Source organism: Mycoplasma sp. 06067-C1-B144P-99-0482-3 (genome assembly GCF_051053925.1).
In the GTDB taxonomy this organism is placed as follows: Bacteria; Bacillota_I; Bacilli_A; order Mycoplasmatales; family Mycoplasmataceae; genus Mycoplasma; species Mycoplasma leachii.
The window spans coordinates 86,418-112,455 of record NZ_CP144017.1 but is presented as its reverse complement, the minus strand read 5'-3'; the positions used below and the strand labels follow the sequence as shown (position 1 = coordinate 112,455).

Genomic DNA, 26,038 nt, shown 5'->3' with positions numbered 1-26,038 from the left:
TATTATGAAAAAAGCAACTAAATTATTATTATCTATTTTACCAATATCATCAATTAGTGTTTTAAGTGTGGTTTCTTGTTCAACAACTAGTTCAAATTCAAAACAACCAGATAACAACAATACAAATCCAGGTGATTCAAATAATGGTTCTAATAAACCAGAAACTAAACCTGATCCTAGTGAAAAACCACAATCTGATCAACCAATGGGTAAACCTGATGAAAAAATTGACAAACCAAATCATTCAGATAAACCACAAGCAGATGATTCTAACAATAATAGAGACATTTTTTCTGACCTAGACAAAATATCTAAAGAAATTTCATTTAAGAGATTTTCTTTTTATACTCAAAGAGATGCGGTTACCGCACTTGTTGATTTGCAAAAGGATCCATCAACAATTTATACAATTTTTTCTAAAGATTATAAAACTATATTTGATAAATATCATATTCAGTTCTTAGCAAACAATGGAGAAAGTGCTAATAATAAAAAGAGTCTAATTGAAAAGGTTGACACTTAAATTCACTGTTAGAAAAGTTGGTAAATCAAAAATATTAGATTTTATTTTCACCGGATTTAAAAAGAATGAAAATACTAATATTACAAATAATAAAGAAAAATATATAACAAAAAAAGAAAAAGTAGAAAAAATAACAGATTTATTTCCGTCATTAATAGGTTATATGTTGTTATACAGTCAAGATCATAATGAATATGAAAATTTAATGGAAACAAAAAACGTTATTAATTTTGAAGACTTAGAAAATGGTAATACATCATTATTTACAAATGAAGCACCTTTGCTTAATGTTGCAACTATTAAAGATTATCTATTTGAATTTAATCCTGAATTAGGTAAACTTTATAAAGAAAAAATAACAGCAGTTAGATATGATGATTACAATGGTATTCTAGGTGTAAAACTAGAGATAGAAAATAGAGATTTTGATCCTAAAACTACAAAAGAGCCAATTATAGAAAAAGAGTTTGTTTTTAATAATTTTAGAAAAGTGAATATAAAAGATAATGAAAAGAATCCACTATCTTTATTTTTAACTCAAGACAAATTTAAAGAAATGACAAAAAGAGAATTATTAAAAACTAAAATACAAGAACTTAGATTTTCAAATAAATTAGAAAAAAAAGAACTACTTCAAGACAAAAAAATAGATTTTCTTAAACAACAAATATTTAAAAACTTATTAGTAGATATAAATGACAACTCACATAATATATATAGATCACAATCAACTTTAGGTTTAGGTTCTAATAAGACTTATAAATCAATTTTAGGTCTAAAAGGTGGCTTTTCAATTTATCCATTCCATACTTCAATTAATAAAGATTCAATTAAAAATATCTATTTATCAATTAATAAAGATGAAGAAAATGCACATAAAGCAATAATAGAATTTGAAGTTCACATACCTGTTTTTTCTACAGGATTTAGCGATCTAAAATCTTATGCAACAAGCGGAGATGAAAAATATTTAGTTTTAAAAATTGTACAAACCACTTATATAAACACTAAAAAAAACCTAGACTACATCTAGGTTTTTTCTATTCTATTTATTATTTTTTAAATATTCTAATCCGTTTTGATAGCTTAATAAAAGTGTGTCGTGTTTTAAGTTATAAGCTTTAGCATAATCTAAAATAGTTAAAATTCTTTCATTTTTACTTAGTTTTAATTCAGTATTTCTAGCTAATCTTTTAAGATCATCTTTTATAAAACTATTATTTAATCTTTTAATTATTTGAATCTTATAATCATTTAACTCGTTTAAACTAATATTATATTTATGATTTAAAACTAAAATAACTTCATTTAAATAATTATCAATGAACTCTATAACTTGGCTATTTTTCATAACTTGATAAACATATAAATACTTATTTAAATCAAAGTTTTTAAAAACAAACCAAGCTAAAGAACAGTGCAACCCATTTAACATATAAATTTTTTTAGCTATTTGTAAGTCAAAATCATCTCTATAAGTTAAACTATCTATTTGTTTAAAACTATTTGGTCATTGAGTTTTATCAACAACTCATAAATAATAATCTTCACATTCTAAATAGTCATTTAGAATGTTTTTATTACTAACTATTCTATCTACTAATACATCAACAAAATAAATCTTAGAATTCAAATTATTAAAATTAGCTTTAAAAAAACTACTTACTCTAATACCATTTTCACAACACATTATAATTAGTTTCTGATTATTTCTAATTTTATAATCTATTATTTTTTGAACATAAGAAATAATATGTTTTAAATTATTAATACCAATTGAAATAGTAATTAAACTAACTTGATCCCAATAATTTTGATAATTATAAAAATCATTTAATAACCAAGCGCTAATGTTTGTAATCTCTATATTTTTATTATCTGAAGTATGTATTTTAATAAGTTTTTGATTATTTATTTTATTAACTATTTTTATATTATTATCAACAAAATAAATATGACTAACTACAGATTTTAAAATTGGAGCAATAAACCCACAACCAATGTTTCCTGCTCCAAAATGTATTAGTTTCATCTATTTTTTCTTAGTACTTTTTAGTCATTTAACATAAACAAAATCTAAAAGTTGAATTGTAAGTTGAGCTTTAATTGAATTAATACTTCACAATTCTGATTCATCAGTTTGAAAATACAAGTACTTATCAAATAAATTAATCATAGAACTTTGTTTTGGACCAATTCCAACAATTTTTACTTTATTATTTAGTGATTCAGCTATATTTTTAATATATTCATTCTCACCTGAAATTGTAATTAAAATCACAAGATCTTCAGGTTTAATTATATTAATATAGGTTTTTATAGAAATATAGTCTGATTCGCTAATAGCATCTTTTTGATATCAACGTAAACGCTGAATAAAGTTTTTTGAAATATTATAAGAAAGATTAAAAGCAAATAAATAAACCTTATTAGCTTTACTAATTAAATTAGCAACTTCATTAATAGGTAAATTTTTTAAATTAGCTTCTTGTTGTTTAACTGAATTATTTAATATTTCAAAATAATCTTTATAAAATTTTGTTTTATCATCAATTCTTGAACTAATTGGAATAAATTGATTATCTATAATAATTGATTTAGAAATATCATCTAATCTATACTTTAATTCACTAAAACCTTTTAAGTTCAACTTTTCAGCAAATCTTGTAATTTGTGTTGGACTTGTATTACATTCTTTTGATATTTTTGTTATTGTTAAACTTCTTATATTAGAATAATTTTTTAATAAAAAAGCACCAATATTTTTATAGTCTTGATTACAATCTGTTTGGATTAAATCTCTAATTTTTGTTAATAAATCTATACTCATTTAATCACCTATATTATCTAAACTATAAATTGATGCTTTTAATTATTCTTTTGTACTAAAATCTATAACTTTTTCTACTGTAGGATTTTTTAATAAATCTTTAAATAGTTCGTCATTCATAGCATTAATAGCAATTTTTGAAAGAATATCTATTTGATCTTCTTGATTTAATGCTAAACCTATTATTAATTGTACTTCAGAATCATCTCAAATTATTGGTTTTTGTAAGTGCAAAACAATGATTAATGAGTTTTTTAAATACAACATACCATCATAAGTACCATGTGGAATTGCAATTTTAGAACCAATATTAAATGAACAAACATGCTCTCTTAAATCAATAGATTCAATATATCTATTATCTACATTTTCTTTTTTAAAAATTGATTTTAAATAATCTAAGCACTCTTGTTTTGTTTTAAATTCTTGGTTTAAAAAAATATTTTCTTTTTTTAACATTACATTACTTGTCCTCCGGTAATGTTAATAGATTGACCTGTGCAATAACTTGCTTTTGGTGATATATAAAATAATAAAACATTTAATACATCATCAAAAGAACATCCTCTTTTTAAAGGCACTTTATCTATATAGTATTGTTTAACTTCTGATTCTTTAATATTTAGTTTCTTAGCATATTGTGGAATCAGACTTCCAAACATTTCTGAATCTAAAAGATTACCTAACATTAGTGAGTTAACCCTAATATTATGTTCAGCCAAATCTAAAGCAAGACTTTGAGTTAATCCAACTCCACCAAATTTAGCTGCTGAATAACCTGAATTATATTTAGAACCAACTCTTCCTGATTTTGAATTAATTTGAATTATATTACCCTTTGTATTATTTTTAATCATTATTTTTGCAGCTTGTTTTGCTGTTAAAAAATATCCATCTAAATTAATTTTTAAACTTGTAATAAAGTCTTGATATTCAAATGAAGTAATTTTTGCTGATTTTGCTCATCCTGCATTATAAACTAGTGTATCTATTGTTTTGTATTTATTTTCGATTTCGTTAAATACATTAATTACATCAATTTCATTAGTTAAATCACATTCAAAAGTATCTATTTGATTATTTTCTAATTTTAATTCATCTAGTTTTTGTTTATTAACATCTAAAACAATTACTTGATAATTATTTTTATCTAAACCTAAAGCTAAAAATTTACCTAAACTTTTAGCTCCTCCTGCAATAATAGCTACTTTTTTCATTATTTTTCTTCTCTGACTTCTTGTTTATTTTTTATCATTTTATATAAATCATCATATATGTTTTTGCCAATGAATTGTTCTACAGGATATATATAAGCACTTGGTGCTTTTTGTTGTGCAAAATCTTTAAAACTCTTCATAGTTATAACAACATCATATTCATCTTTTAAATCTTTAACAGCTAAATTTGTAACTTGAATATCATAGTTATTATTATTAACTCATTTTCTGATTAAACCAGCAGCCATTGCAGATGAACCTACTCCTGCTTCACAAGCAACAACAATTTTTTTAATATCACTATTATTTATTTTTTCTTCTTGATTTTTATTATTAGAAAATTCAACCCCTTCATCAGTTATCTTAAATCCTTGATTTGATTCTGTTTGTAAATGTTTTTTATCTTTTAATAATAATAAAATACTAATTCCAAATGCTATTAATGTACCAACAACAAATGCCAATAAATTAATTAATAAAGCATGTGTTCCATTAGATAAAGCAATTAGTGAAATCAAACTACCTGGACTTGGAGTTCCAATAGTTCCTCCTCCTAAATAAGAAGTAATAAATTGTGCACCAACCACCCCTAGCATTGTTGCTAATAACATTTTTGGTTTTTTAATAATAAATACAAAATATACTTCATGAATTCCACCAATTGTATGAATTAATGAACTAGCTGTTGCATTATATCTATCTTCTTTTTTAGTAAAAATAATATAAGCTAGTAACAAACCTAAACCAGGACCAGGATTTGGATCATATAAGAAAAAGATTGATCTAGGGTTTGCAACTCCATTAGATCTTTGAATCTGAATTTCATTATAACCAATAGGTCCTAAAACACCATGATTTAAAGCGTTATTTAAAAATGATACTTTAATTGGTTCAGTAAACAAACCTAGTAAAGGAGCAACTCATTTATTATCACCAAACAACTTAATAATTGAGATCATTACAAAAGTGATTCCTCACATTATTCAACCTCAACTTCAAAATAAACCTAAACCTAATACTATAGCATAAATTGCTAATCCAAAGTTTTTAACTAGCATTTCTAAGCCTGGATTAATTTTATGTAAATACAATTTTTCTACTTTTTTTAAAAATAATGCTGATAATGGTCCAACTATCATAGCACCAATAAATTGATTTGGTGAACCAGGATGAACTCACTTATCTCCTACTTTTTGTAAAATGTAGTGTCCATAAATATAATCAGTACCTGTGATTGTAGCAACAATAATAAAGGTTGCTATCATGCCACCTCTTAATCCATAAACTAATCTTCCACCATTAAATGCAATTAATATTGGTAAAAGTCACTTAATTCCTGGTTCAACTAATCTACCTAACATTGGAGCATCAAATCAACCTAGTTTTTTATTATGATCAAAATCATATAAGAACATAGCTGTTCATAACCCTCAAGCTAGTAAAATACCAATTGATGGCATAATCATTCCAGCCATAAAAGAACCAGTTTTTTGAATTTTAAGCTTAAATTTATTTGCTCATTCTTTATGATTAATCTGAATTTTTGAATCCATCAAACATTTTCCTCCTAAAATTATATTAACTCATATTGTAAATATTTTTATATTGAATCTTATTGCAACAAAAAAGCGCCTTTTGGCGCTTTTATTATTTCTTTAAAATATTTTTTGTTTATATCAATAATATATCATCAATAATTACTTTTATATCTTTGTTATATCACGTTGCATCTTTTTTATATCTTTAAAATATCACTTTTATTTGTTAGTGATATAAATAATTGATATATAAAAAAGAAAAAACTATTTTTCAATATGTACTCAATAACCTATCTTATTAGAACCAACTCTTTTTAAAATATTTTTCTTAACTAATTTACTAACTGTTCTTTGCATTGTTATTCAAGCCATATCAAACTCATCTGCAAGTTCTGTTAATGATGAAATTTTTCCATTTCTATCACAATAATTTAAAATTTTTTCTTCTAAAGAGGTTAATAATAAGGTTTGTGATTCAGATTTTGTACTAGATTCACTATTTAAATTTTTAATATTATTTTGAACATTTAAAAATTCATCATCTGTTTTTCTTCTATAAAAACTAAAAGTAAACCCAAAATTAGAAATATCATATGAGTATTTTATATTTTCGCTATTACATAAACTAAATACAGTTTGAAATCCAGTTCCAAAATTTTCAACAAGATTGTTCTTATATAAAGTAGTTGCTATAAGTGGATTTATCAATTTAGATGAAAGCTTGCCTTCAGCAAAACTTGATGGAGTTGTGTTTAATGGGAAATGTCCTGGATTATAAATTCTTACTTCACTTGGAAAAATCGATACTTCATTATAATCACCATTAGTTATTCTCATATGAACAAAACTATTTACTACAATTTCACGAATAGCTTTAATTGGTATTTCTGGTTCTGGTACTCTTCTTAAATCTTTATAAACATACACTTGATTAATGTTATTAATTATATATTCAATAGACTTATTGATACATTCAAAGATATTTCCTTTAAATCTAATATTATCAATAAGTGTTATTTTTTCATCTGTTAAAAACTTTCCTAATTTTATAGTTATTGGTTTATTTTTTGAGAATAGATAATAACCGGCATTATTTAATTTATCATTTTCCATTAATTCTAACTTTATTAAAGTTTCCTTAACACTTTTAAAAATAAAGTTAATCTTTCCTAGTTCATTTGCTTTTCTTATATAACTTATTAATAATTTTTCATCAACTTCTTCTTCACCATATTTTGTTGCTAGTTTTTCTCAATTAAAGTTAGTAAATTCATTAGTTAAAAATAATTTTCTAAGTTCATTATTATCAACAACTTGATCTTGATCATCAACTCTTATGTAATATTTTCTATATGCTGAGTATGGTTTTTCAGTACCATGAACTTCAACAGATATATAACTTAAACCATTTTCTTCTAAAACTTTAATATCTGGATAGACATTTGGTTTAATATAATTTTTTATTTCATTTACAATATCAGTTGTTGTTGTTTTCCCAATTTGTTGTCCAATAATTGTTCCATCATTTTTAATTCCAAAATAAACAGTTCCACCATTACTTTTATTTAACATTGCACATAATGAAATTACTGCTTCTTTTAATTCAGCTGTACTTTTTTTAAACTCTATCTTTTCACTTTCTCTACTAAACATATAAACCTCAGAAAATTTCTTTTTTTAATCTAATAAGTATATTTATAGCTTATGATGCTTTAATATAGCTTTAATATATCATTATTATAGCTTATGATGCTTTAATATAGCTTTAATATATCATTATTATAGCTTATGATGCTTTAAGATAGCTTTAATATATCATTATTATAGCTTATGATGCTTTAAGATAGCTTTAATATGTCATTATTATAGCTTATGATGCTTTAAGATAGCTTTAATATATCATTATTATAGCTTATGATGCTTTAATATAGCTTTAATATATCATTATTATAGCTTATGATGCTTTAATATAGCTTTAATATATCATTATTATAGCTTATGATGCTTTAATATAGCTTTAATATATCATTATTATAGCTTATGATGCTTTAAGATAGCTTTAATATATCATTATTATAGCTTATGATGCTTTAATATAGCTTTAATATATCATTATTATAGCTTATGATGCTTTAATATAGCTTTAATATATCATTATTATAGCTTATGATGCTTTAAGATAGCTTTAATATATCATTATTATAGCTTATGATGCTTTAAGATAGCTTTAATATATCAAATCAATTAGTATAAAACTAACTAAGCAATTGTATCTAATTTCTCAATCTTTTTAAAAATTATATAGCATATTTGAAAAACCTATGATAAACTAAAATTGCTGGAAATAGCAAGTTTAAATATGGATCTTTTAATTTTTTAAAAGTTATTATATATTTAGCTAAATCTGATTTATTGGACATAAAAAAGCTGCCCTTTTGGCAGCTTTTTTATTTGCTAAAATTACTATTCAATTACATATGGTAATAAAGCCATTTGACGAGCTCTTTTAATTGCTAAAGCCAGTTGTCTTTGATCTTTTGGAGAAGTTCCTGTAATTCTTCTTGGTAAAATTTGACCATTAGGTGAAATGAATTTTTTTAGTAATTCAACATCTTTATAGTCTATATATTTAATGTTATTTTTTTGAAAGAAATTAACCTTTTTTCTTTTTTTAATTTTTTTAACTTGCATGAAATTATCCCTTTCTACTTATTCTCATAAAATTGAAAGTTCATCATCATCAGAAACTACTAAATCATCAAATGATGAATCACTATTTTCTTGAGTAGGTTGGCTAGGTGATAAATTATCGTTTTCTTCAGTTATTAAAGAATTTCTACTTTTAGCTGATTCTAAGAAATTAACTCTTTCAGCTAGTACATTTACAATAGTTTCAAATCTACCATCGGGTGTTTGATTATTTCTAGTTGTAATTCTTCCTTCAACTGAAATTAAACTACCTTTTGATAAAAATTTAACCATATTTTCAGCAGTTCTATCAAATGCAGAACAAGGTATAAAATTAGTTTTTTCTTCTCTGCTTGAATATTCAGAAACAGCAACTGTAAAAAATACAAACTTAGATCCATTTTTTGCTACTCTTAGTTCTAAATCTCGTGTAATTCTACCTACCAAATTTACTCTATTCATAAATTTTCCTTAATATTATTTGCTTTCTTTAGTTGCAGCTTCTTCTCTTTTGATAAATGGTTTTCTGAAGTTTTTCTTTTCACGTTGTTCTTCTTCAAATTTAGTCATATCTGTTTTTGATAAAACAACTGATTGTTCATAGTTTTGAATATTTTCTGTATTTAAAACTAAAGTTCTAACAACATTTTTATCAATTTTAGCAATACGCTCAAATTCTTTAATTGCTTGAGTAGTTGCTTGAACAATAACTATGTGATAAAAACCTTTTTTCTTATGATTAATTTCATAAGTAAAATCTAATAAACCTAAATCATTAGATTCTAAGATTTGCCCACCTTCAGATAAAATGCCATCTAATTTTGCCACTAGTTCTTTTGTATCTTTTAGATCTTGATCTAAAATGTACATCACTTCATATTTTTTAATCATTTAGATTATTCCTCCTTATGGTCTTTTGGGCTAAATAGCCAAGGAGCTAATTACTTTTAAATTAACTCATATGAATTATATAAAAAAGATATTACTAATACAACTTAAAAACAAAAATAGAATATATATTATAACTAAAAATAATAATTATTAAAATAAAAAAATATCAGATATTATCTGATATTTAACTAATTAATAACTATTTGGTAATTGAAACATTAAATGCTTCTAGTCCCTTTATACCCTTGTTTAATTCATAACTTACTTTTTGACCTTGTTCTAAAGTTTTATAACCATTTATATTAATATTTGCAAAATAAACAAAAACATCTTTATTATCAGAATCATTTGTTATGAAACCAAAACCTTTTTCATCATTAAATCATTTAACTATACCAGTACTCATATTACCTCCAATCTATTTCATTATTAACAGATTGAGTAATACAACAAAAATCTTTTTTAATAATAACTTGATTATACATTAAATAAAAAAATTATGCTAGTAAGTAAAATATAGTTGGATTATGCTAGTAAGTAAAATATAAGTTGGATTATTAAACAAAATGGTACCAGACCAATTATAAGACCACAGATCTGTGGTCTTATAATTGAACAGGAGGTCTAATGTTTGTTATCCAAGAAAATAAAAAGTTTAATGAAAAAAAGAAACTTATAATAGATACTTTTGAAAAAGAGCCTAACAGAAAGTTGTTATCAATCGCTATACAGTTTCAAAAATCACTTTCTACTGTAAAAAAATATAAAAGTGAATATATTAAATGAAAGAACAAGGAAGCAGAGCTAATTCTTTCACATAAAAACACTAATAATAAAAATGCTCAAAAATATAGTGATGAGATAATACATAATTTAGGTGAAAAATACCAAGAACAAGTAAAAATAACTGGTGGAGATGTAAATAATGCTAGTTGTTCTTATTTAACTTTAGAAAACTATCACAGCACTCTTATGTCAACTAACACTAAAAATAAAATTTCTTATTCAACTTTAAATAGGAGACTAATACAACAAGGTTATGCAAGCCCTTATTGCAAACGTAAAACCAAAAAAGAAGTTAAAAAAATAAGAAGACAACAAGAAGAAGGAAAATTAATTAGGTATAGCAATGAGCTAGTTTTTTATGTGCCTAAAAACGTAGAAAAACACAGACTAGCAGTAGCAAACAATTATAAATTTGGACAGGTAATAGAAGTAGATGGATGTACTCATTATTATTTTCAAAATAACACAATAGCAACATGTGTTATGGCTGTTGATGTTGGAACTAATCAAATACTTGATATGTGTTTTGAAGAATACGAAGAATCTTTAAATTCTTATCAAAAAATTTTTGAAACAATATTTAGAACTTATGGCTATCCTCAAAGAATTATTACTGATAATAGAGCTAATTTTAAAAAAGATGAAAGAAATAACGCTAGAACGCGTTTAGAGCTTGAAAATAGGGGTATAGAGGTGATTTCTTCATCTAATGCTAATGCAAAACCACATGTTGAAAGAATGTGAGATACAGTCCAAAAAAATGCACCTTTCTTCTTTAAACAAAATGATATAAAAACAATTGAACAAGCAAATCAAATAAAACACAAATTAATAGATTTTGTTAATAGTAAATGTAAAAAAAGAAAAAGAGATAATGCATTTAGACAACTAGGTGAAAATGAAGTTGAAAAATTCTTTGACCTACCTATACCTAGAAAATTTGCAAATGGTGTAGCAGAGTATAAAACTAAAATTTATGCTCCATACGATGAATTTGGTAAACGTTTTAGATTTTATAAAAAAGAAAATATTCAACTTGTAATTGGTTCAGATGAACAACTTTACTTTAGAACAGATACTAAACGCTATATTGCAAAGCCATTAGAAATTGGTTCAACTGATTGAGTTGAAGTTGATTTTGTTAGAAGAAAACAATTAGATGAAAGTAGAAAAGAAGATTTAAAAATACTAACAATGATAAACCAAACAAGAAGAATTCATAGTGGATTAGACAAAACACTCTTATACATAAAAAAATACCCCAATGGATTACCTAGTGAGTTAGTTGACGAGATCTCAGGAATCGTATTGAGGGTTAAAAGTGATTGTTCAAGGTTTTCCCATGAACTCAAAGATAAATTAGGCTTGTTAGAATAGATTCTATTATTCTCTAATTTCTTTGATAATATAATTATAACTTATAGTACCATTTTGTATAATAACCCACGACAAAGTTTGTAAAGTGTTTTTTTTAAAACTTTTTCCAATATTTATTACTTAAAAAATATTTGTAAATCATTTTTTTATTTTTAGTTAATTTAGCTTTTTTATTTATTAAATCGAGTAATAAATTCTTTAATTTTAGATATTAGTCTCTCAAGTTCTAGTATTTCTTTATCTATAGATTCTTATTTTGCTCGGTATCCCGAAATCCGGACTTTTTTAATCTGTTAAGCTTTTATTAAACTTTTATTAAAATTATTTTGTAATAATTTTTTCTGATTTATCTAATTTTTGCTTATTAGTTGTTATTTTTTTTATAAAAAAACTTGTTTAAATAGTAAGTGAATATATATCCACTTATAAACACACCAAATATACCTATATTAACTAATATATATTTAATAACTCCAATATTATATGGAGAAATAAAAGAATAAGGAATTTTATCTACTCAAATTTTATCATCTAAGTTAATTCCTGGTAATAATCTTAATAACAATCATAAAGCATAAAAGCACAAAATACTAAAAGTTTGTAAAGTACCTAGTCATATTTGCTTTTTAGTTTTTTGATCATTTAAAGGAAATAAACTAAAATAAGTAACTCATATTATTGGAATAATTACATGAATTGTTAATGCTCTATATAAAGTTGGAAAATCTTTATCATCATTGATAATAGCTTGTCCCATTATAAATCCAGCTATATATAATAAGAAAATAAAAATTGATCATGAAGTAAAACTATATTCAGTGTATTTGTAAATAAAAATTTGTTTTGTTGTTAGCATTCTTGAAATTTTTAAACTACAAAAAATCATTACAAAAACAGCATATCACTCGCTTAAAAAAGTAATATCTTGTAAAAAAATTACATCAGCTGATAATGTTTTTTTATGATATAAACCAAGTGATTTAGTAATAAAGTAAAGTGCTAAACAAGAAATAGCAAAAAATAATAATAAAGATGAAATTATTAGTTCAAGTTTAAAATTTCTTTGTTTTTGAAATTCTTTAAATCGTTTTAGCATCTGAACCTCCATATTTATTATTTATTATATTATTTATTCAAGTTAGTAATAAATAAACAAAAAAATACAAAATAAATGAACTAAAAGATAAACTAATAAAAATTGCTCATCCTATATTTGATGGTTGTAATGATGTGTATAAAAAAGGTTTGTCAATTAAATTAACTTGAACTTCTGGTGCTGTTCTATAAGTTATTCAACTAATATAACATAGTCCAACAGCTAAAATTCTTCACATACCTATTAGTCTACTTTTTTTAGAAATAATCATATTAGTTCTAAAAAATATTAAATATAATAGCATACTAATTGGTAGTAAAAAATGCACATTAATAACTCTTAATAAAGCAGATCAATTACTAATATGTGCTGTTTTATTAATAATTGATATACCTATAAAAATTAATCCTGTTGAAATTAACATACTAATAATGAATAATTCTAATAGTTGAGCTTGATATAGTTGCTTTCTAATAAAGGCATTATATAAACATACACCAGCATAAAAAGTACAAATTCATAATCCTCAAATAGCAATTGAAGATGAATCTAAAGCTAATATTATATCTAAATTAGTTGGCTCTTCAACATAAACTACATTAAAAGCATGTGTAATTCAATAAATAAAATTAGTTATTAAATTAAGAATAAGAATTATTGAATAAAAAACAATGTCGCTTTTAATAGTTCTTTTTTGCATTTTCATTTTAACCTCTAATCAAAAGAAATAGAAAATGTTTCTAATACATCTGAAAAAATAATTAATGATAAAACATTAACACAAATTAAAGATATCCAAAAATCTACTTCAGATGATGATAATTTAGTCATTAAAACATATCATAAAAATGATATTGTAGATTTAAACGATGAAATTTTATTAAAAGCTATTCAACAATTTTTTGAAATTCCATCAAATAGTCTTGAAACAACCAAAATTCTAGTAGAAGATACACTAGACTTATGAGAACTGGAAGTAAAAATAAAAGATATTGCAGAGTTTTTACCTAGTTCTGTAAAACTTATAGATTAATCTACTCTTTATATTTTAGAAAATTAATATTTTATACCTAATTTACAAAAAATGTATTCTTATTTGTATTTAGGTCTTTTTGCTATACTCAACTTTTGATTTTTTTAGATTTTAATACTTTTAAAACATAAAAAACTAATAAATTTAACAATTTTTAATTTTAGTTTTACTCAGAATTAATTTTTTTAGTAAAAACTAAATTTTTAACTATAAATTTTTGGTATTTCCAATATAAGAATAATAATATAAGAATAATAATATAAGAATAATAATATAAGAATAATAATATAAGAATAATAATATAAGAATAATAATATAAAAAATAATACTAATATTTTTATATTAATATAATAGGTTTTTTCTTTTGTTTTTTTTGTTTTCTTCAGGTTTTGTTTTTAATAATTCATTCTTTTTTCATCTTTATCTTGAAATAATTTAATTTCTATGATAATATATTAATATATATTTATATTTTTAAGTACCACAACTCAACCAATAATATATTAAAAAGCATTATTTATAAGTAATGCCTTTTTGTCTTGCTTATAACAACCACTTAAAACCTGGTTGTTTTTTGTTTATTGACTTAATTTAAACCCAATACAACAGAAAGGGCTAACATATGAAAAAAATAGACTTCATTAGAAATGTTAAAGACAATTTAGATACAAATTACACCAACACTGAGCTTTGCCAAATATATGACACAATTGTTGACTCAATAAAATTACAAATTGCAGAAAATGGTGTTTTTAAAATCAATGGTTTAGGAAAATTTGTTCTAAAAACAGTTCCAGAAAGTCAAGGATTTAATTCAATAACTCGTGAACCTTTAACAATTCCAAAATACAAAACAATTAAGTTTAAAATATTTAAATCATTTAAAAAAGAACTTAATTAATATAGATTGGTATATCAAGGTATATACCTTAGACAAAAAGGGGGTATGCTGCTGCTTACTAAATTTTTTAATTTATTATTTTTCATAATCCCATTTTCTACAAATCAAACATTTAACTATCAGTTTGTTAATAATCAACAAGTTAATATTAAAAGTAATGTTAAAAACCAATTAGTTACTAAAGAACCCCAACTTACTTATTTTGAATTTAATAAACAATCTCCTATTGAATTAAATTCATTTAATCAAGATCCATATGATATTCAACTAAAAAATAATGACAAACAAAGCAAGTTTGGAATTATTACTAAAACAGCTATTTTGTCATTAAATTCTTATTTAGAAAAATCAATAAAAATACCAAAAGACACATCTTATATTAAATTATCTGAAACAGATTTTGCTTTTACAAGCAAATGAATTTCTTATAACAAAAAAACAGATTTGTCTGTTGGATTATATTTATGAAGATACCCAAACTTAACAAAAAGCATTGAATATCAATTAACTTATATAACTAATAACAGAAAGTTATTTAATTCTTCTTTTATAAATCTTGATTTTATTAGTAATCAAAACTACAAAAATTCAAATACTATAAGAGACTTTAAACAAACTTATCAATTTAAACATTTAAAAGAATATACAGATAGTAAAAACATAAATATAATTGCTGATTATGATTATACAAAAATAGTTGATTATTGAAATTTATATAGTAAATCTCAATTTAAACCAAGTAAGAGTTATATTGATTTAAATCAATTTACATTTAATCTTACAACTTATTTAACTTCCAATAAAAGCCATTTAAAAAAACTAATTGATAAAGACATTAAAACTAAACTTAAAACAAAAATTTCAATCAATTTTGATAACACAAATGATTATCAAATTGAAATTTTAGATAATAGTAGTTTGTCTTATAAATTAAATGATAATTCATTTAATAAATTAAAATTTTCTACTAAATCAGGTTTTACAGGACAACTCATTATTAAATCTCACCCAAATTCAAATATTTTAATTGGTAGCACAAAATTTGACATAAAAATTTTAAGTAATTCAATTTCTACTAATTTGAGTAAATGATTAATTGGTTTGACCATTACTAGTTTAGTTTTACTAATACTTATATCATTTATTATTTTTTCAAAAAATAAAATTCTAAGAAAAACATTTAAACAACAGAAAGGATTTAATTATGAATACAAAAACAAATAAAAAAACAAATTATAAAACTGAAAAAATCGAATGTTTAGAAAAACCAATTAAAAGAATTTTTATTTCTGGTAGTGCTGATAAATATGATGGTTTTAAAAATGAAAATGATGCCAAATTATTTCTTCATACACTAGCATACAAGTTAGCAGAAAATAACTATCACATAGTTAATGGAAATGGTAAAGGAGTTGGAGATTTTTTACTTTCTGGAGTAACTGAATACTGTTTAAAAAATAATAAACAAATCTCAGATTATTTAACTATTATGTCATTTCCACAAAATAATATTTCAAAAGTAAATATAAAAGAACTTTATATGAAAAATAGAGAACAAATGGTAGAAAAATGTGATACTGCTGTTTTTGTTTTTGGAAATAAAAATAACAATATTGCAGAAGGAATGATGCAAGAATATGACTTAACAAAACAAAAAGGATTGAGTTTACTTCCTATAAAATTCACAGGTGGTAGTTCAGAGAAAATTTTTGAATTAGAATATCCAGACAATACTGAAATAGTTAAAAAAGCATTTAGCCTAATCAATGATAACTCTACTGATGATGTAAACAAACTAGTAGAAAACATTTTAGAAGCAATTAAATTATTGCAAATCTAAAATCACTGTCCAAATTCATTAGATTTATATCAAATAAAATCTAACAAATAAAAAAAGTATATCAAGTTATACACCTTGATATACCTATAGAAAGGATATTTATGTCAGAAAATATTAAACAAGCTATTTATAATTTTGATGAAACCGAATGTCTACAAATTGGGTATTTCACAAATGAAGCTGGCGAAATTCAAATCCAACATATGCCGATAACCATTAAAAAAGTACCAAAAGACTTACCTAAAGAAATTACAAGCTTATCTTTTGCTTTTAAAGGAAATAAAAACGAATTTGTTGATGGAATTCAATACTGAGATACATCAAACATTACCAATATGAGTTGAACTTTTAATAATGCTACTAAATTTAACCAAGATATTTCAATGTGAAATACTTCTAACGTTAAATTTATGAGCTTTATGTTTTATGGAGCAGAAAATTTTAACCAAGATATTTCAATGTGAAATACTTCTAATGCAACAAATATGTCAAATATGTTTTTCAATGCAAAAAACTTCAATCAACCCATTGGTAACTGAGATACTTCAAATGTAACAAATATGGCAGGTATGTTTTCTAGTGCTTATAGTTTTAACCAAGATATTTCAATGTGACACGTCTCTAATGTAACTGATATGAGTTATATGTTTTATGGAGCAGAAAATTTTAACCAAGATATTTTAATGTGAAATACTTCTAAAGTTAAATATATGAGTTTTATGTTTTATAATGCTACTTCATTTAACCAAGTTTTATCTAAATGAGATACATCTAATGTAAATGCATTTGGACAAAATATTGGTGCTTCTAACCCCAACTGAAAACCAGAACACCAACCCCAATTTAACAAATAAAGGTATATCAAGTTATACACCTTGATATACCTAGAAAGGAAAATAAAAATTGAACATTAATAACATACAATTAAATTTTAATGCAGTTGGTGGTTCGATTAATGATTTAAAAACACCATTGAAATTAGCAGATGTTTTTAATAAACAAATGCAAACTATCTTAAATATAGTTTATCCAACAATAGCGGGTATTTTATTTCTTGCTATAATTATTCCCACTTTGTATTTTTACATAGGAAGAATTTTTAATCCCAAAATTCAAAAGAGTGTTTTATTGCAAAATTGAACTCATTTAGCAGGTTCAATTCTACTTTTAGTTATAGTTTATGCAGTTTTAACTTCAATTAATAAACTTTTAATAGAACCACAAACATTAAAACTAAAAGAACAAATTGAAGATAATACAATTGAACCTGGAACCCAATTTACCAGTGCTATACAACTGTTTACCTTTGTTATTGCAAATATTGCATTAACAATAATTATTGGTGTAGCACAACTTTCAATTTTAATTACTTATATAATATGACTTGTTAAAAAATCAAGTGGTAAAGATACAGATTTAGCAAACTTTTCAAAAGCATTATTTATAATGATTGGAGTTTTAGTACTAATGATTTTTGTGTATGTGGTTGCAAATATTGCTTTCAATCAATATTTAGTTTCAATATTTCAAAAACTAGCAGAAGCTGAATCATAATTGGTAAACACAAACAAGGCATATAGGTTTTTATCTTATATGCTTTTTTAAATAAGTATATCTAGGTATACACCTTGATATACCTTACATCACTTAATAACTAGAAAGGAAATATAACTATTGAAAAAATTATTAATATTACTTTCCACAATAACTTTATCAGTACCATTAACTACCTTAATTATATCTTGTAATGTTTGAAAACCTACTTCTTGAAGTTCCCCTAACCACAAAGAATTATCTGGTGATGAATTAAAAACTTCTATTGTGACCATCTGAAATAATTATTATAAAAACAAAATTAATTTAAATAAAACTTATGAAACTATTATCAAAAGTTTTCAATTATTTTTAGAAAGTTTAGAGTTTGATTTAAAAATAATTCTAAATGATTTAACACAATCCAAAAACCTATTCAGATTTGCTAATGAACAACTAAAACTAAAGGTTGATGTGAATTCAAAAAAAGATTTGTTTAGTTTAGAACTAGAATTAGGTAAACCTAAATATGAAAAAATATCAATTAATGTAAAAAATAATCTAAGTTTAGAAAGTATTCAAAAATATTTAAAAGATACGTTTGGTTATACTGACCAAAATATAAATGAAGTAGATATAAAATTAGAACAACTTACAATTATTGGTAAATACTCTAATAATAAACAAAAACTACACAAATTTAATTTAAAAAACCCTTTAGATTTAAAAGAAAACAAATTTGATGAAAAATTAGTTAATATAGCTGCTGAATATGCAAAAGAACATCTTAAAGAATATACATATAAAAGCTTTGATTTAGTTGAATGTTTAATATCACTTACATCCAATTCAATTAATTTACCAATTCAACTAAATCATCTTGCAACCATTAAACTGAACCCAATAGTTATAGAACCTAAACATATTTCACCACCAATATCAGAAACACAACACGACACATTTATGCAATAGATAATCCAACTAAAGTTGTCAAAATAGGTTGAAAAACTCTTAATGATGGTACAGTTCAAATTAAACCATTTAGACCATCCACAACTGAAGTTCCAAAAGAATTAACATCTGAAATCACAAGTTTAAAAGAAGCATTTGATGGACTTAAAAGCAAAATTGTAACTAACCTTGATAAATGAAATACATCAAACATTACTGATGTGTCAGGTATGTTCAAAGGTGCAAAAACATTTAGCCAACCACTAAACAATTGAAACACATCAAATGTAACTAATATGGAGTATATGTTTTATGGAGCAAAAAACTTCAACCAACCCATTGGTAACTGAGATACATCAAATGTTATTGATATGACAAATATGTTTGCCTTTACAAAAAAATTTAATCAAGACATTTCAAATTGAGATACATCAAATGTTGTAGATATGAGCGGAATGTTTTATAATGCTAAAAAATTTAACAAAGATCTTTCTAATTGAGATGTTTCAAATGTTAAGAATATGGAAAGTGTGTTTAAAGGATCTAAAAGTTTTAATAAACCTATAAGTAACTGAAATACTTCTAATGTAAAGGATATGAGCGGAATGTTTTGCTTTGCTGAATCATTTAACCAACCCATTGGTAACTGAGATACTTCAAATGTTACTGATATGGCTGCAATGTTTTATAAGGCTAAAAACTTTAATCAACCATTGAATAAATGAAACGTTAAAAATGTTGTTGAAATGGAAGATATGTTTGCTGGAGCTGAGTCATTTAATCAAGACATTTCAATGTGAAACACATCAAATGTAACTAATATGGAATATATGTTTGATAGAGCAGAAAGTTTTAACCAACCCATTGGTAGTTGAAACACATCAAATGTAACTAATATGGAGCATATGTTTGATGATGCTGTTTCATTCAATCAAGATTTATCAAAATGAAACACTTCAAAAGTAATAAATAAACATAACCAAAATATAGGTTTTGTTAACCCTAACTGAAAACCAAAACACCAACCCCAATTTAACAAATAAAGGTATATCAAGTTATACACCTTGATATACCTATAGAAGGGATTTAATTATGAAAGAAATAAAAACTATTTTATCTTATCCACAAATAATTCAAAAAAAACTAGAAGATGATAAATATGATTTATTTGATTCTATCATTCAAGAATTAAGAGATAAAGACATTATTGAAGAAAATTTAGAACAAATATACCGATTTAAACATGTAAGTGATTTTAGTTCTACTAAGTTATTAGATTTTTTAAAAAATCATAATTTAGGTGATTTTGAAGACTGAATTTATATTGATAAAAAAGAAAATAAATTAAAAGTTTATGAAAAAGCATATGCAGAAAGTATTATTTTAGCTGATGTATTAGTTGAACTTGCAAATCATATGGCAGATAAAAAAGATGAAATTTTAGATTTTGATCATAAAGAAATTACTTTAGACAAAGTAGACAAAAAATTATTAGAACTAGAATAAAAAAGTCACAACTTAATAAATAAAAAAATATTTCAAGATATCAAGTTATACACTTTGATATACCTATAGAAAGGATATTTATGGAAAAAGATTTTTTACTTTCAAAAATTTATAATTGATTATTTTTTATTTTTGAACTTTTGACTATAGTTTTTGGAACAATTTCTATTTTTAAAGAATCTTTAGTTTTCTTAATTTTAACTGGTGTATGTTGCTTCATCACCATTATATTTGATTATCTTTATGACAACAGAAAATATTATGAAATGAAAAGAAAATATACCTAAGATATAGTCTAACTGTTTCAAAAGTAAAAAATAAATAAAAAAATAGAAAGGAATATTAAATTGAAAGTTTTATTAATAGAACATATTTCAAATTTATCTAAAGATTTAATACTAGATAAAAATCAATTAATTACAAAAATTAATGATGAAATTCAAATTAAACAATTTTTACAAACTACAAAAAAAGTTCCTAGTGTTTTACCTAAAGAAATCACAAACTTAAAGACTGCATTTAAAGATAATGAAAATGAATTTATTGAGGGAATTCAAGACTGAGATACATCAAATGTAAAAAATATGCGTTATATGTTTAAAGGTGCAACTTCATTTGACCAACCCATTGGTAACTGAGATACTTCAAATGTTACTGATATGAGTGCAATGTTCTATGGTGCAAAATCTTTCAACCAAGATTTATCAAACTGAAATACTTCTAATGTCTGAAAATAAAGCCAACGTATCAATGTTTCTAATACAAATTGAAAAAAATAATATTGACTTAAATTTAGCAAAACAACTAGCTAAAAGATATATCAACTTATACACCTTTATATACCCTACATCACTTAATAACTAGAAAGGAGTTGATTAAATGTTTATAGATATAAAGGGTGCAATTTCAGATGGTTTTTGATGACTTTTTATTGGGTCTATACTGCATATATTTAATGGTATTGAAAAAGTTTTAAACTTTTTAATATTTGATTTAGGTGCACTCTTACTATTTGGTAAGTCAGGATTTAGAGAATTAAATTGAAATACTATACCTGTTCCTAAGGAATTTCTTTATTTTCTTGGTTTTGCAGCAATTGTAGGTTTAGCAGTTTTCTTCATTCAACTTATAAAAGGTTATTTTAAAGGTGGAGAGAGCTTAAAAACAAACTTTATAAATTCTATCAAAGGTTTTTGAAAAGCAACTTTTGCTTTACTTGTAATACCACTTTTATTAGTTGGAATAACATTTTTATTTCGTGGTGTTGGTTATTTAATAAATCTTATATTTAAAAATAATCAAGAAACATCTTTAACAGGACAATTATATTATTTTGGTTTTAGGAATAGTTATTTAAAATCAATATTCCTAAAACAATTTAATGAAAATAGTTTTTCAGCACCTTATCATTGATTGTATGGTGGTGATTGGTCTCCATTATTATCAATAATTGCTACTTGAGCGTGTGTTTTTTCTTTGTATAAAATCATCTCAAATATGGGAGTTAAATTAGAAAAAATGTTTGCTCTAGCATTAATTTCTCCTATACCAGCAATTATGCAAATTAGAGATAATGGTGAGAAACTAGCAAACTGAAAAAATGAATTTGAAAAGATTGTATTTGGTGTAATTGGTGGTTATTTTTCTTATTTTCTTTTTGAAAGATTATTAGAATATATTATGAAAATTGAAAATGTTCTTGCTTATAGTGGTAATTTAAATTCAACACTTATTTTAATTTTACAATTAGGTCTAATACTTGGACTAACTCGTTTAATTTTTAGTTTTTCTAATTATATTAGAGATTTATTTACATTTAATGCTACTTTGTCTTCTGAGATTTCAGATGGTCATTCAAACACTTCAAATCCAATAGCCAAAGTCTTGTCTTACACTCCTATTGGACTAGCAGCTTCAATAATTAAAAATACTTTCAATGCTAAATATAACAGACGAGCAACAGCAAAAGTAAATGAAAAAACCAAAATAAGAATGCAAAAAAAACGTATAAATCAAAACAAGAAGAAATGAGAAAAGACTTGAAAAACACACTAAAGAAAATCAATCAAAAGAAAATAAGGTATATCTAGGTATACACCTTTATATACCCTACATCACTATATAGAAAAGAAAAATAAAATGAAACAGCCTTTAATAACAAAAGCTTTTGGACAAGCAAAATTTAAAATATATGGTTTTAATATAATAGACTTGGGTTATATGTTTTTAGCAGTTATATTATCTTTAATAGTGGGTGTTTCTGTTTCAAACAATGTCTTTATTAAAATTGTTGCAATGCTAGGTATACTTATTGTTTTTGCAATAGGTTTAATACCAACACCAATTGGGATGATTTGAAAAATTCTTCCTAGTGTTATATTAAAATTTATTTCTAAAAATATATATGAATCAAAAGAAGAAATTGCAAATGAATTACCAATTAAAAAAATTGAAGTTGATTTTTTGATAAGTAAACAAAATACCAAAAATGTAGCATTTGAAGTAAATGGTATTGATTTATCAATTTTAGAAGACAAAGATGTTGAACTTAAAATAAAATTATATGAGCAATTTCTAAAGAGTTTAGATGTTGAAGTTTATCAAATTAAAATTGATAAGCAATTACAATTAGATAAATATGAACAATGATTAACTCAACACCAACAAGGTACTAAAAATGCTGAAAAAATTAAACAATTAGATGATTACATAAATCAAATTAAAGAAAAAGAACTTGAATATAATTCTAAATTTTATTTAGTTTTTTCAAGTAAAGACAATCAAAGTTTACAAAATGCAATTAAAAATTTAAAAATCTTTTTTAGCAAAATTGAATTGACATATAAACAATTAGAAAACTTTGAATTTATTAACTTACTAAAAGATATGTATTTTGACTTTGATAAGGATGATTTTACCCAACAAGATATAAAAGAACATATAGATAATATAGATTATTTATTAAGTTATGATAACTTAAAAATTAAAAATAATTATATGATTTTTGCAAATAACGAATATGAGACTTATATTTCTTGTAAAACATTAAAAGAATATGCTTCATCTCCTGATATAAGTTGATTTTTTGATATTTCAACAGAACGTGGAACAGTTGTATCTAGAATTTCTCCACTTAAACAACAGCAAATTAATAGAATGGTTAATAATGCTAATATAAAAGCAAGAGTTAATCAAAAACTTAATAAGCAAGTAAAATTAACTGATGTTATTACAGAAGAAGCAAACATTGATTCAATTCAAGAATTAGCAGCGAATCTAAAATTAGGTAATGAAAAATTATTTTTAATATCTACTACATTCATTAGCTTTGGTGATAGTTTATCGGATTTAAAAGAAAATGAAAACAATATAAAATTAGAACTTTCAAATAATGACTTTGTTTTATCTAATCAATCATTTAAACAATTTGAAACCTTTATAAACTCTTTTCCACTTGGTTTAGCTTCAAATAAAAATATAGTTTTAAAACAAGAAATAAGCTCATGAGCATTAGCAAATAGTTTTCCATTTGTAGATAACAATTGAACAGATATTAGTGGAATTTATTTTGGTGATACTTTGAATTACTCACCGTTTATCATTGATTTTTTCAAAAGAAAAAGTAATGTCTTAAATTGTAATGCTACTGTAATTGGTGCTAGTGGTTCTGGTAAAAGTGTAACTATGAAAAAACTAGTTAACTTTAATTGTGTTGCTGGTATTAAAACAATCATTTTTGACCCAGAAAGAACAGAATTTTTACCATTAATAAAAAAATGAAATGGTCAAATAATTAATGTTGCATTAGGTAATAAAACTAAAATTAACCCATTAGAGATATTTAAGAATGTTGAAAATGATAATTTAAATATTAACTCTATTATTTCAAATCACTTACAAGTATTAGAAGAGTGATTTTCAAATCTATTTTCTAACTTAGAAGAAATAGTTTTAGAAGCATTCTTAATTTCAATTCAAAATTGCTACAAAAACTCTAAATTTTACAATAAACCAATTAAAGATTGAACAAGTCAAGATTTCCCAACATTTGATGATTTAAAACCATATGTTTTAGATGAAGTTTCAAAAGCACAATCAAGATTAATTAGATTAGAATATATTATTAATAACTTTGTTGGGAATGGTAAATATGCTAACTTATGAAATGGTTATACTAATATAGATTTAACTAATGATTTAATTTTATTTGACTTTGCTGATTTTGGTTCTGGTGGACAAAATACTAGAATTAAAGCAGCACAGCTATCACTATTAGTTAAAATTGTAGATAACATCATATGAAATAACGACTTAACAATACGTCAACCAATTCAAATCATAGTTGATGAAGCACACACATTTATAAGCAGTGACAACACTTATGCTTTAAATATGATGTCTACATTTGCAAGACGTATTAGAAAAAGAAATGGTTCATTTATTCTAGCAACTCAAAATATTTCTGACTTTGTTAAACCAGGAGCAATTAAAGACGCAAGAGATATCATTAATAACACTCAATTCTCATTTATTGGAAAACTTATGCCCCAAGATTTAAAAGATTTAGATACTTTATATTCTAAATTTAATGGGTTTACTGAAAATGAAATGACTAATATCAGAACTCAAGAAGTAGGTAATTTCTTATTCATTAATGGTGGTATAGAAAAAATATTTTTTAAAACCAATATAAGTGATTTAGAAAAACAAAACATTGGAATTAAAAAACAACTTGAACAAGAAGCAAAACAACTAAATCTAGGTGCTTTATTTAACAAAGATGAAAAATCAATCTTTGAAGCATTTAAAAACTTAAACAGAAATGTTAACTTAGAACAAAATGATGTTGATATTAATGTTCATCAAAACACAGCAACTATTACTGTTAAATCAAAAAATGATAAATACCAAGGTCAAGTTACAGTTAACTTTACAGTTAAAGAAAAACTTCAAAACATTGCCAATATAAGTGATTTAGAACAACAAAACATTGAAATAAAAGTTTAATTTAAGAACCTTTAAGGTTCTTTTTTTACTAACAATTTAGTCGGATTTCCGACCTTTTTGTCTGTGAAGACTTTAATTTATTTTAAAACATCTTATTAAATCTAAACTCTTTGTTATTTATCTCTTGACTTAATTTAATTTTTATGATATTATATTAATATATTTATATTTTTAAGTACTACAACCCAACTGATAATATATTAAAAAGCATTATTTATAAGTAATGCCTTTTTGTCTTACTTATAACAACCACTTAAAACCTGGTTGTTTTTTTGTTTATTGACTTAATTTAAACCCAATACAATAGAAAGGGCTAACAAA

At 23.8% G+C, this 26,038-nt stretch carries 27 protein-coding genes and 1 pseudogene; 13 read left to right on the top strand and 15 right to left on the bottom strand.

The window, feature by feature from the left end:
* The first annotated feature begins 4 nt into the window (after positions 1–4).
* A pseudogene (locus V2P32_RS00525) lies at positions 5–1,556 on the top strand (LppA family lipoprotein).
* 12 nt (positions 1,557–1,568) lie between these two features.
* On the opposite strand, the gene V2P32_RS00520 reads toward V2P32_RS00525, so the two are convergent.
* The 11 genes from V2P32_RS00520 to V2P32_RS00470 form a co-directional block, all read right to left on the bottom strand.
* Entirely contained in the window at positions 1,569–2,555 is a 987-nt protein-coding gene (locus V2P32_RS00520; RefSeq protein ID WP_434343658.1) for a mannitol-1-phosphate 5-dehydrogenase, read from the bottom strand.
* On the bottom strand, positions 2,556–3,353 hold the full coding sequence (locus tag V2P32_RS00515; protein WP_434343657.1) for a MurR/RpiR family transcriptional regulator: 798 nt from the start codon (positions 3,351–3,353) through the stop codon (positions 2,556–2,558).
* A 42-nt stretch (positions 3,354–3,395) separates the two neighbouring features.
* Positions 3,396–3,812, bottom strand: a complete 417-nt coding sequence (locus V2P32_RS00510; protein ID WP_434343656.1) for a PTS sugar transporter subunit IIA — start codon at positions 3,810–3,812, stop codon at positions 3,396–3,398.
* Positions 3,812–4,570, bottom strand: coding sequence for a sorbitol-6-phosphate dehydrogenase (srlD, locus tag V2P32_RS00505; RefSeq protein WP_434343655.1), 759 nt, complete (start codon positions 4,568–4,570; stop codon positions 3,812–3,814). Before srlD ends, V2P32_RS00510 begins: the two co-directional genes overlap by 1 nt.
* Positions 4,570–6,123 (bottom strand): PTS transporter subunit EIIC, encoded by a 1,554-nt coding sequence (locus tag V2P32_RS00500; RefSeq protein ID WP_434343654.1) that lies wholly within the window; start codon positions 6,121–6,123, stop codon positions 4,570–4,572. The genes srlD and V2P32_RS00500 overlap by 1 nt, the downstream gene beginning before the upstream one ends.
* Before the next feature lie 249 nt (positions 6,124–6,372).
* The gene (locus V2P32_RS00495; RefSeq protein ID WP_011386930.1) at positions 6,373–7,761 is read right to left on the bottom strand and encodes an RNA-binding domain-containing protein; all 1,389 of its coding nucleotides are present in this window, start codon (positions 7,759–7,761) and stop codon (positions 6,373–6,375) included.
* Positions 7,762–8,405: 644 nt separating this feature from the next.
* A complete protein-coding gene (locus tag V2P32_RS00490; RefSeq protein ID WP_434328678.1) occupies positions 8,406–8,528 on the bottom strand; it encodes a hypothetical protein in 123 nt (40 codons plus the stop codon).
* A 43-nt stretch (positions 8,529–8,571) separates the two neighbouring features.
* Complete coding sequence (gene rpsR / locus V2P32_RS00485; RefSeq protein ID WP_008362754.1) at positions 8,572–8,799, bottom strand: 30S ribosomal protein S18; 228 nt, start codon at positions 8,797–8,799, stop codon at positions 8,572–8,574.
* An 18-nt stretch (positions 8,800–8,817) separates the two neighbouring features.
* Positions 8,818–9,258, bottom strand: a complete 441-nt coding sequence (locus V2P32_RS00480) for a single-stranded DNA-binding protein (RefSeq protein WP_434343653.1) — start codon at positions 9,256–9,258, stop codon at positions 8,818–8,820.
* Between the two features lie 15 nt (positions 9,259–9,273).
* On the bottom strand, positions 9,274–9,687 hold the full coding sequence (gene rpsF / locus V2P32_RS00475; RefSeq protein WP_013447353.1) for a 30S ribosomal protein S6: 414 nt from the start codon (positions 9,685–9,687) through the stop codon (positions 9,274–9,276).
* 199 nt (positions 9,688–9,886) lie between these two features.
* On the bottom strand, positions 9,887–10,093 hold the full coding sequence (locus tag V2P32_RS00470; RefSeq protein ID WP_434343652.1) for a cold-shock protein: 207 nt from the start codon (positions 10,091–10,093) through the stop codon (positions 9,887–9,889).
* 221 nt (positions 10,094–10,314) lie between these two features.
* Here V2P32_RS00470 and V2P32_RS00465 point away from each other — a divergent pair, with 221 nt between their 5' ends.
* Positions 10,315–11,850: a hypothetical protein gene (locus V2P32_RS00465; protein WP_434343361.1), complete on the top strand. Its 1,536-nt coding sequence runs from the start codon at positions 10,315–10,317 to the stop codon at positions 11,848–11,850.
* A 364-nt stretch (positions 11,851–12,214) separates the two neighbouring features.
* On the opposite strand, the gene V2P32_RS00460 is transcribed toward V2P32_RS00465, so the two are convergent.
* The 3 genes from V2P32_RS00460 to V2P32_RS00450 are packed head-to-tail and all read right to left on the bottom strand — an operon-like array spanning position 12,215 to position 13,882.
* Positions 12,215–12,946: a lipoprotein gene (locus V2P32_RS00460; protein WP_434343651.1), complete on the bottom strand. Its 732-nt coding sequence runs from the start codon at positions 12,944–12,946 to the stop codon at positions 12,215–12,217.
* Positions 12,930–13,646 (bottom strand): hypothetical protein, encoded by a 717-nt coding sequence (locus tag V2P32_RS00455; protein ID WP_196242519.1) that lies wholly within the window; start codon positions 13,644–13,646, stop codon positions 12,930–12,932. The genes V2P32_RS00460 and V2P32_RS00455 overlap by 17 nt, the downstream gene beginning before the upstream one ends.
* A gap of 14 nt (positions 13,647–13,660) precedes the next feature.
* Positions 13,661–13,882, bottom strand: a complete 222-nt coding sequence (locus tag V2P32_RS00450; RefSeq protein WP_434343650.1) for a hypothetical protein — start codon at positions 13,880–13,882, stop codon at positions 13,661–13,663.
* Between the two features lie 719 nt (positions 13,883–14,601).
* Here V2P32_RS00450 and V2P32_RS00445 point away from each other — a divergent pair.
* From V2P32_RS00445 to V2P32_RS00420, 6 genes are all read left to right on the top strand, one after another.
* Positions 14,602–14,880 (top strand): HU family DNA-binding protein, encoded by a 279-nt coding sequence (locus tag V2P32_RS00445; protein ID WP_434343464.1) that lies wholly within the window; start codon positions 14,602–14,604, stop codon positions 14,878–14,880.
* 45 nt (positions 14,881–14,925) lie between these two features.
* Complete coding sequence (locus V2P32_RS00440) at positions 14,926–16,104, top strand: hypothetical protein (protein WP_434343649.1); 1,179 nt, start codon at positions 14,926–14,928, stop codon at positions 16,102–16,104.
* Positions 16,085–16,720 (top strand): hypothetical protein, encoded by a 636-nt coding sequence (locus V2P32_RS00435; protein WP_434343462.1) that lies wholly within the window; start codon positions 16,085–16,087, stop codon positions 16,718–16,720. Before V2P32_RS00440 ends, V2P32_RS00435 begins: the two co-directional genes overlap by 20 nt.
* A gap of 101 nt (positions 16,721–16,821) precedes the next feature.
* A complete protein-coding gene (locus tag V2P32_RS00430) occupies positions 16,822–17,574 on the top strand; it encodes a BspA family leucine-rich repeat surface protein (RefSeq protein ID WP_434343648.1) in 753 nt (250 codons plus the stop codon).
* A gap of 49 nt (positions 17,575–17,623) precedes the next feature.
* Complete coding sequence (locus V2P32_RS00425; RefSeq protein WP_011387063.1) at positions 17,624–18,274, top strand: hypothetical protein; 651 nt, start codon at positions 17,624–17,626, stop codon at positions 18,272–18,274.
* 120 nt (positions 18,275–18,394) lie between these two features.
* Positions 18,395–19,225, top strand: a complete 831-nt coding sequence (locus V2P32_RS00420; protein ID WP_434343460.1) for a hypothetical protein — start codon at positions 18,395–18,397, stop codon at positions 19,223–19,225.
* Here the strand turns inward: V2P32_RS00420 and V2P32_RS00415 are convergent.
* Positions 19,215–19,442, bottom strand: a complete 228-nt coding sequence (locus tag V2P32_RS00415) for a hypothetical protein (RefSeq protein ID WP_155104997.1) — start codon at positions 19,440–19,442, stop codon at positions 19,215–19,217. The genes V2P32_RS00420 and V2P32_RS00415 overlap by 11 nt on opposite strands.
* Between V2P32_RS00415 and V2P32_RS00410 the strand changes: the two genes are divergently transcribed.
* The 5 genes from V2P32_RS00410 (at position 19,339) to V2P32_RS00390 (ending at position 25,717) form a co-directional block, all read left to right on the top strand.
* On the top strand, positions 19,339–20,247 hold the full coding sequence (locus tag V2P32_RS00410; protein ID WP_434343983.1) for a BspA family leucine-rich repeat surface protein: 909 nt from the start codon (positions 19,339–19,341) through the stop codon (positions 20,245–20,247). The genes V2P32_RS00415 and V2P32_RS00410 overlap by 104 nt on opposite strands.
* 49 nt (positions 20,248–20,296) lie before the next feature.
* Positions 20,297–20,710 (top strand): hypothetical protein, encoded by a 414-nt coding sequence (locus tag V2P32_RS00405; protein WP_011387066.1) that lies wholly within the window; start codon positions 20,297–20,299, stop codon positions 20,708–20,710.
* A gap of 347 nt (positions 20,711–21,057) precedes the next feature.
* The gene (locus V2P32_RS00400) at positions 21,058–21,447 is read left to right on the top strand and encodes a BspA family leucine-rich repeat surface protein (RefSeq protein WP_011387068.1); all 390 of its coding nucleotides are present in this window, start codon (positions 21,058–21,060) and stop codon (positions 21,445–21,447) included.
* Between the two features lie 142 nt (positions 21,448–21,589).
* Positions 21,590–22,765, top strand: coding sequence for an Mbov_0396 family ICE element transmembrane protein (locus tag V2P32_RS00395; protein WP_434343459.1), 1,176 nt, complete (start codon positions 21,590–21,592; stop codon positions 22,763–22,765).
* An 84-nt stretch (positions 22,766–22,849) separates the two neighbouring features.
* Positions 22,850–25,717: an Mbov_0397 family ICE element conjugal transfer ATPase gene (locus V2P32_RS00390; protein ID WP_011387070.1), complete on the top strand. Its 2,868-nt coding sequence runs from the start codon at positions 22,850–22,852 to the stop codon at positions 25,715–25,717.
* The last annotated feature ends 321 nt before the right edge of the window (positions 25,718–26,038 follow it).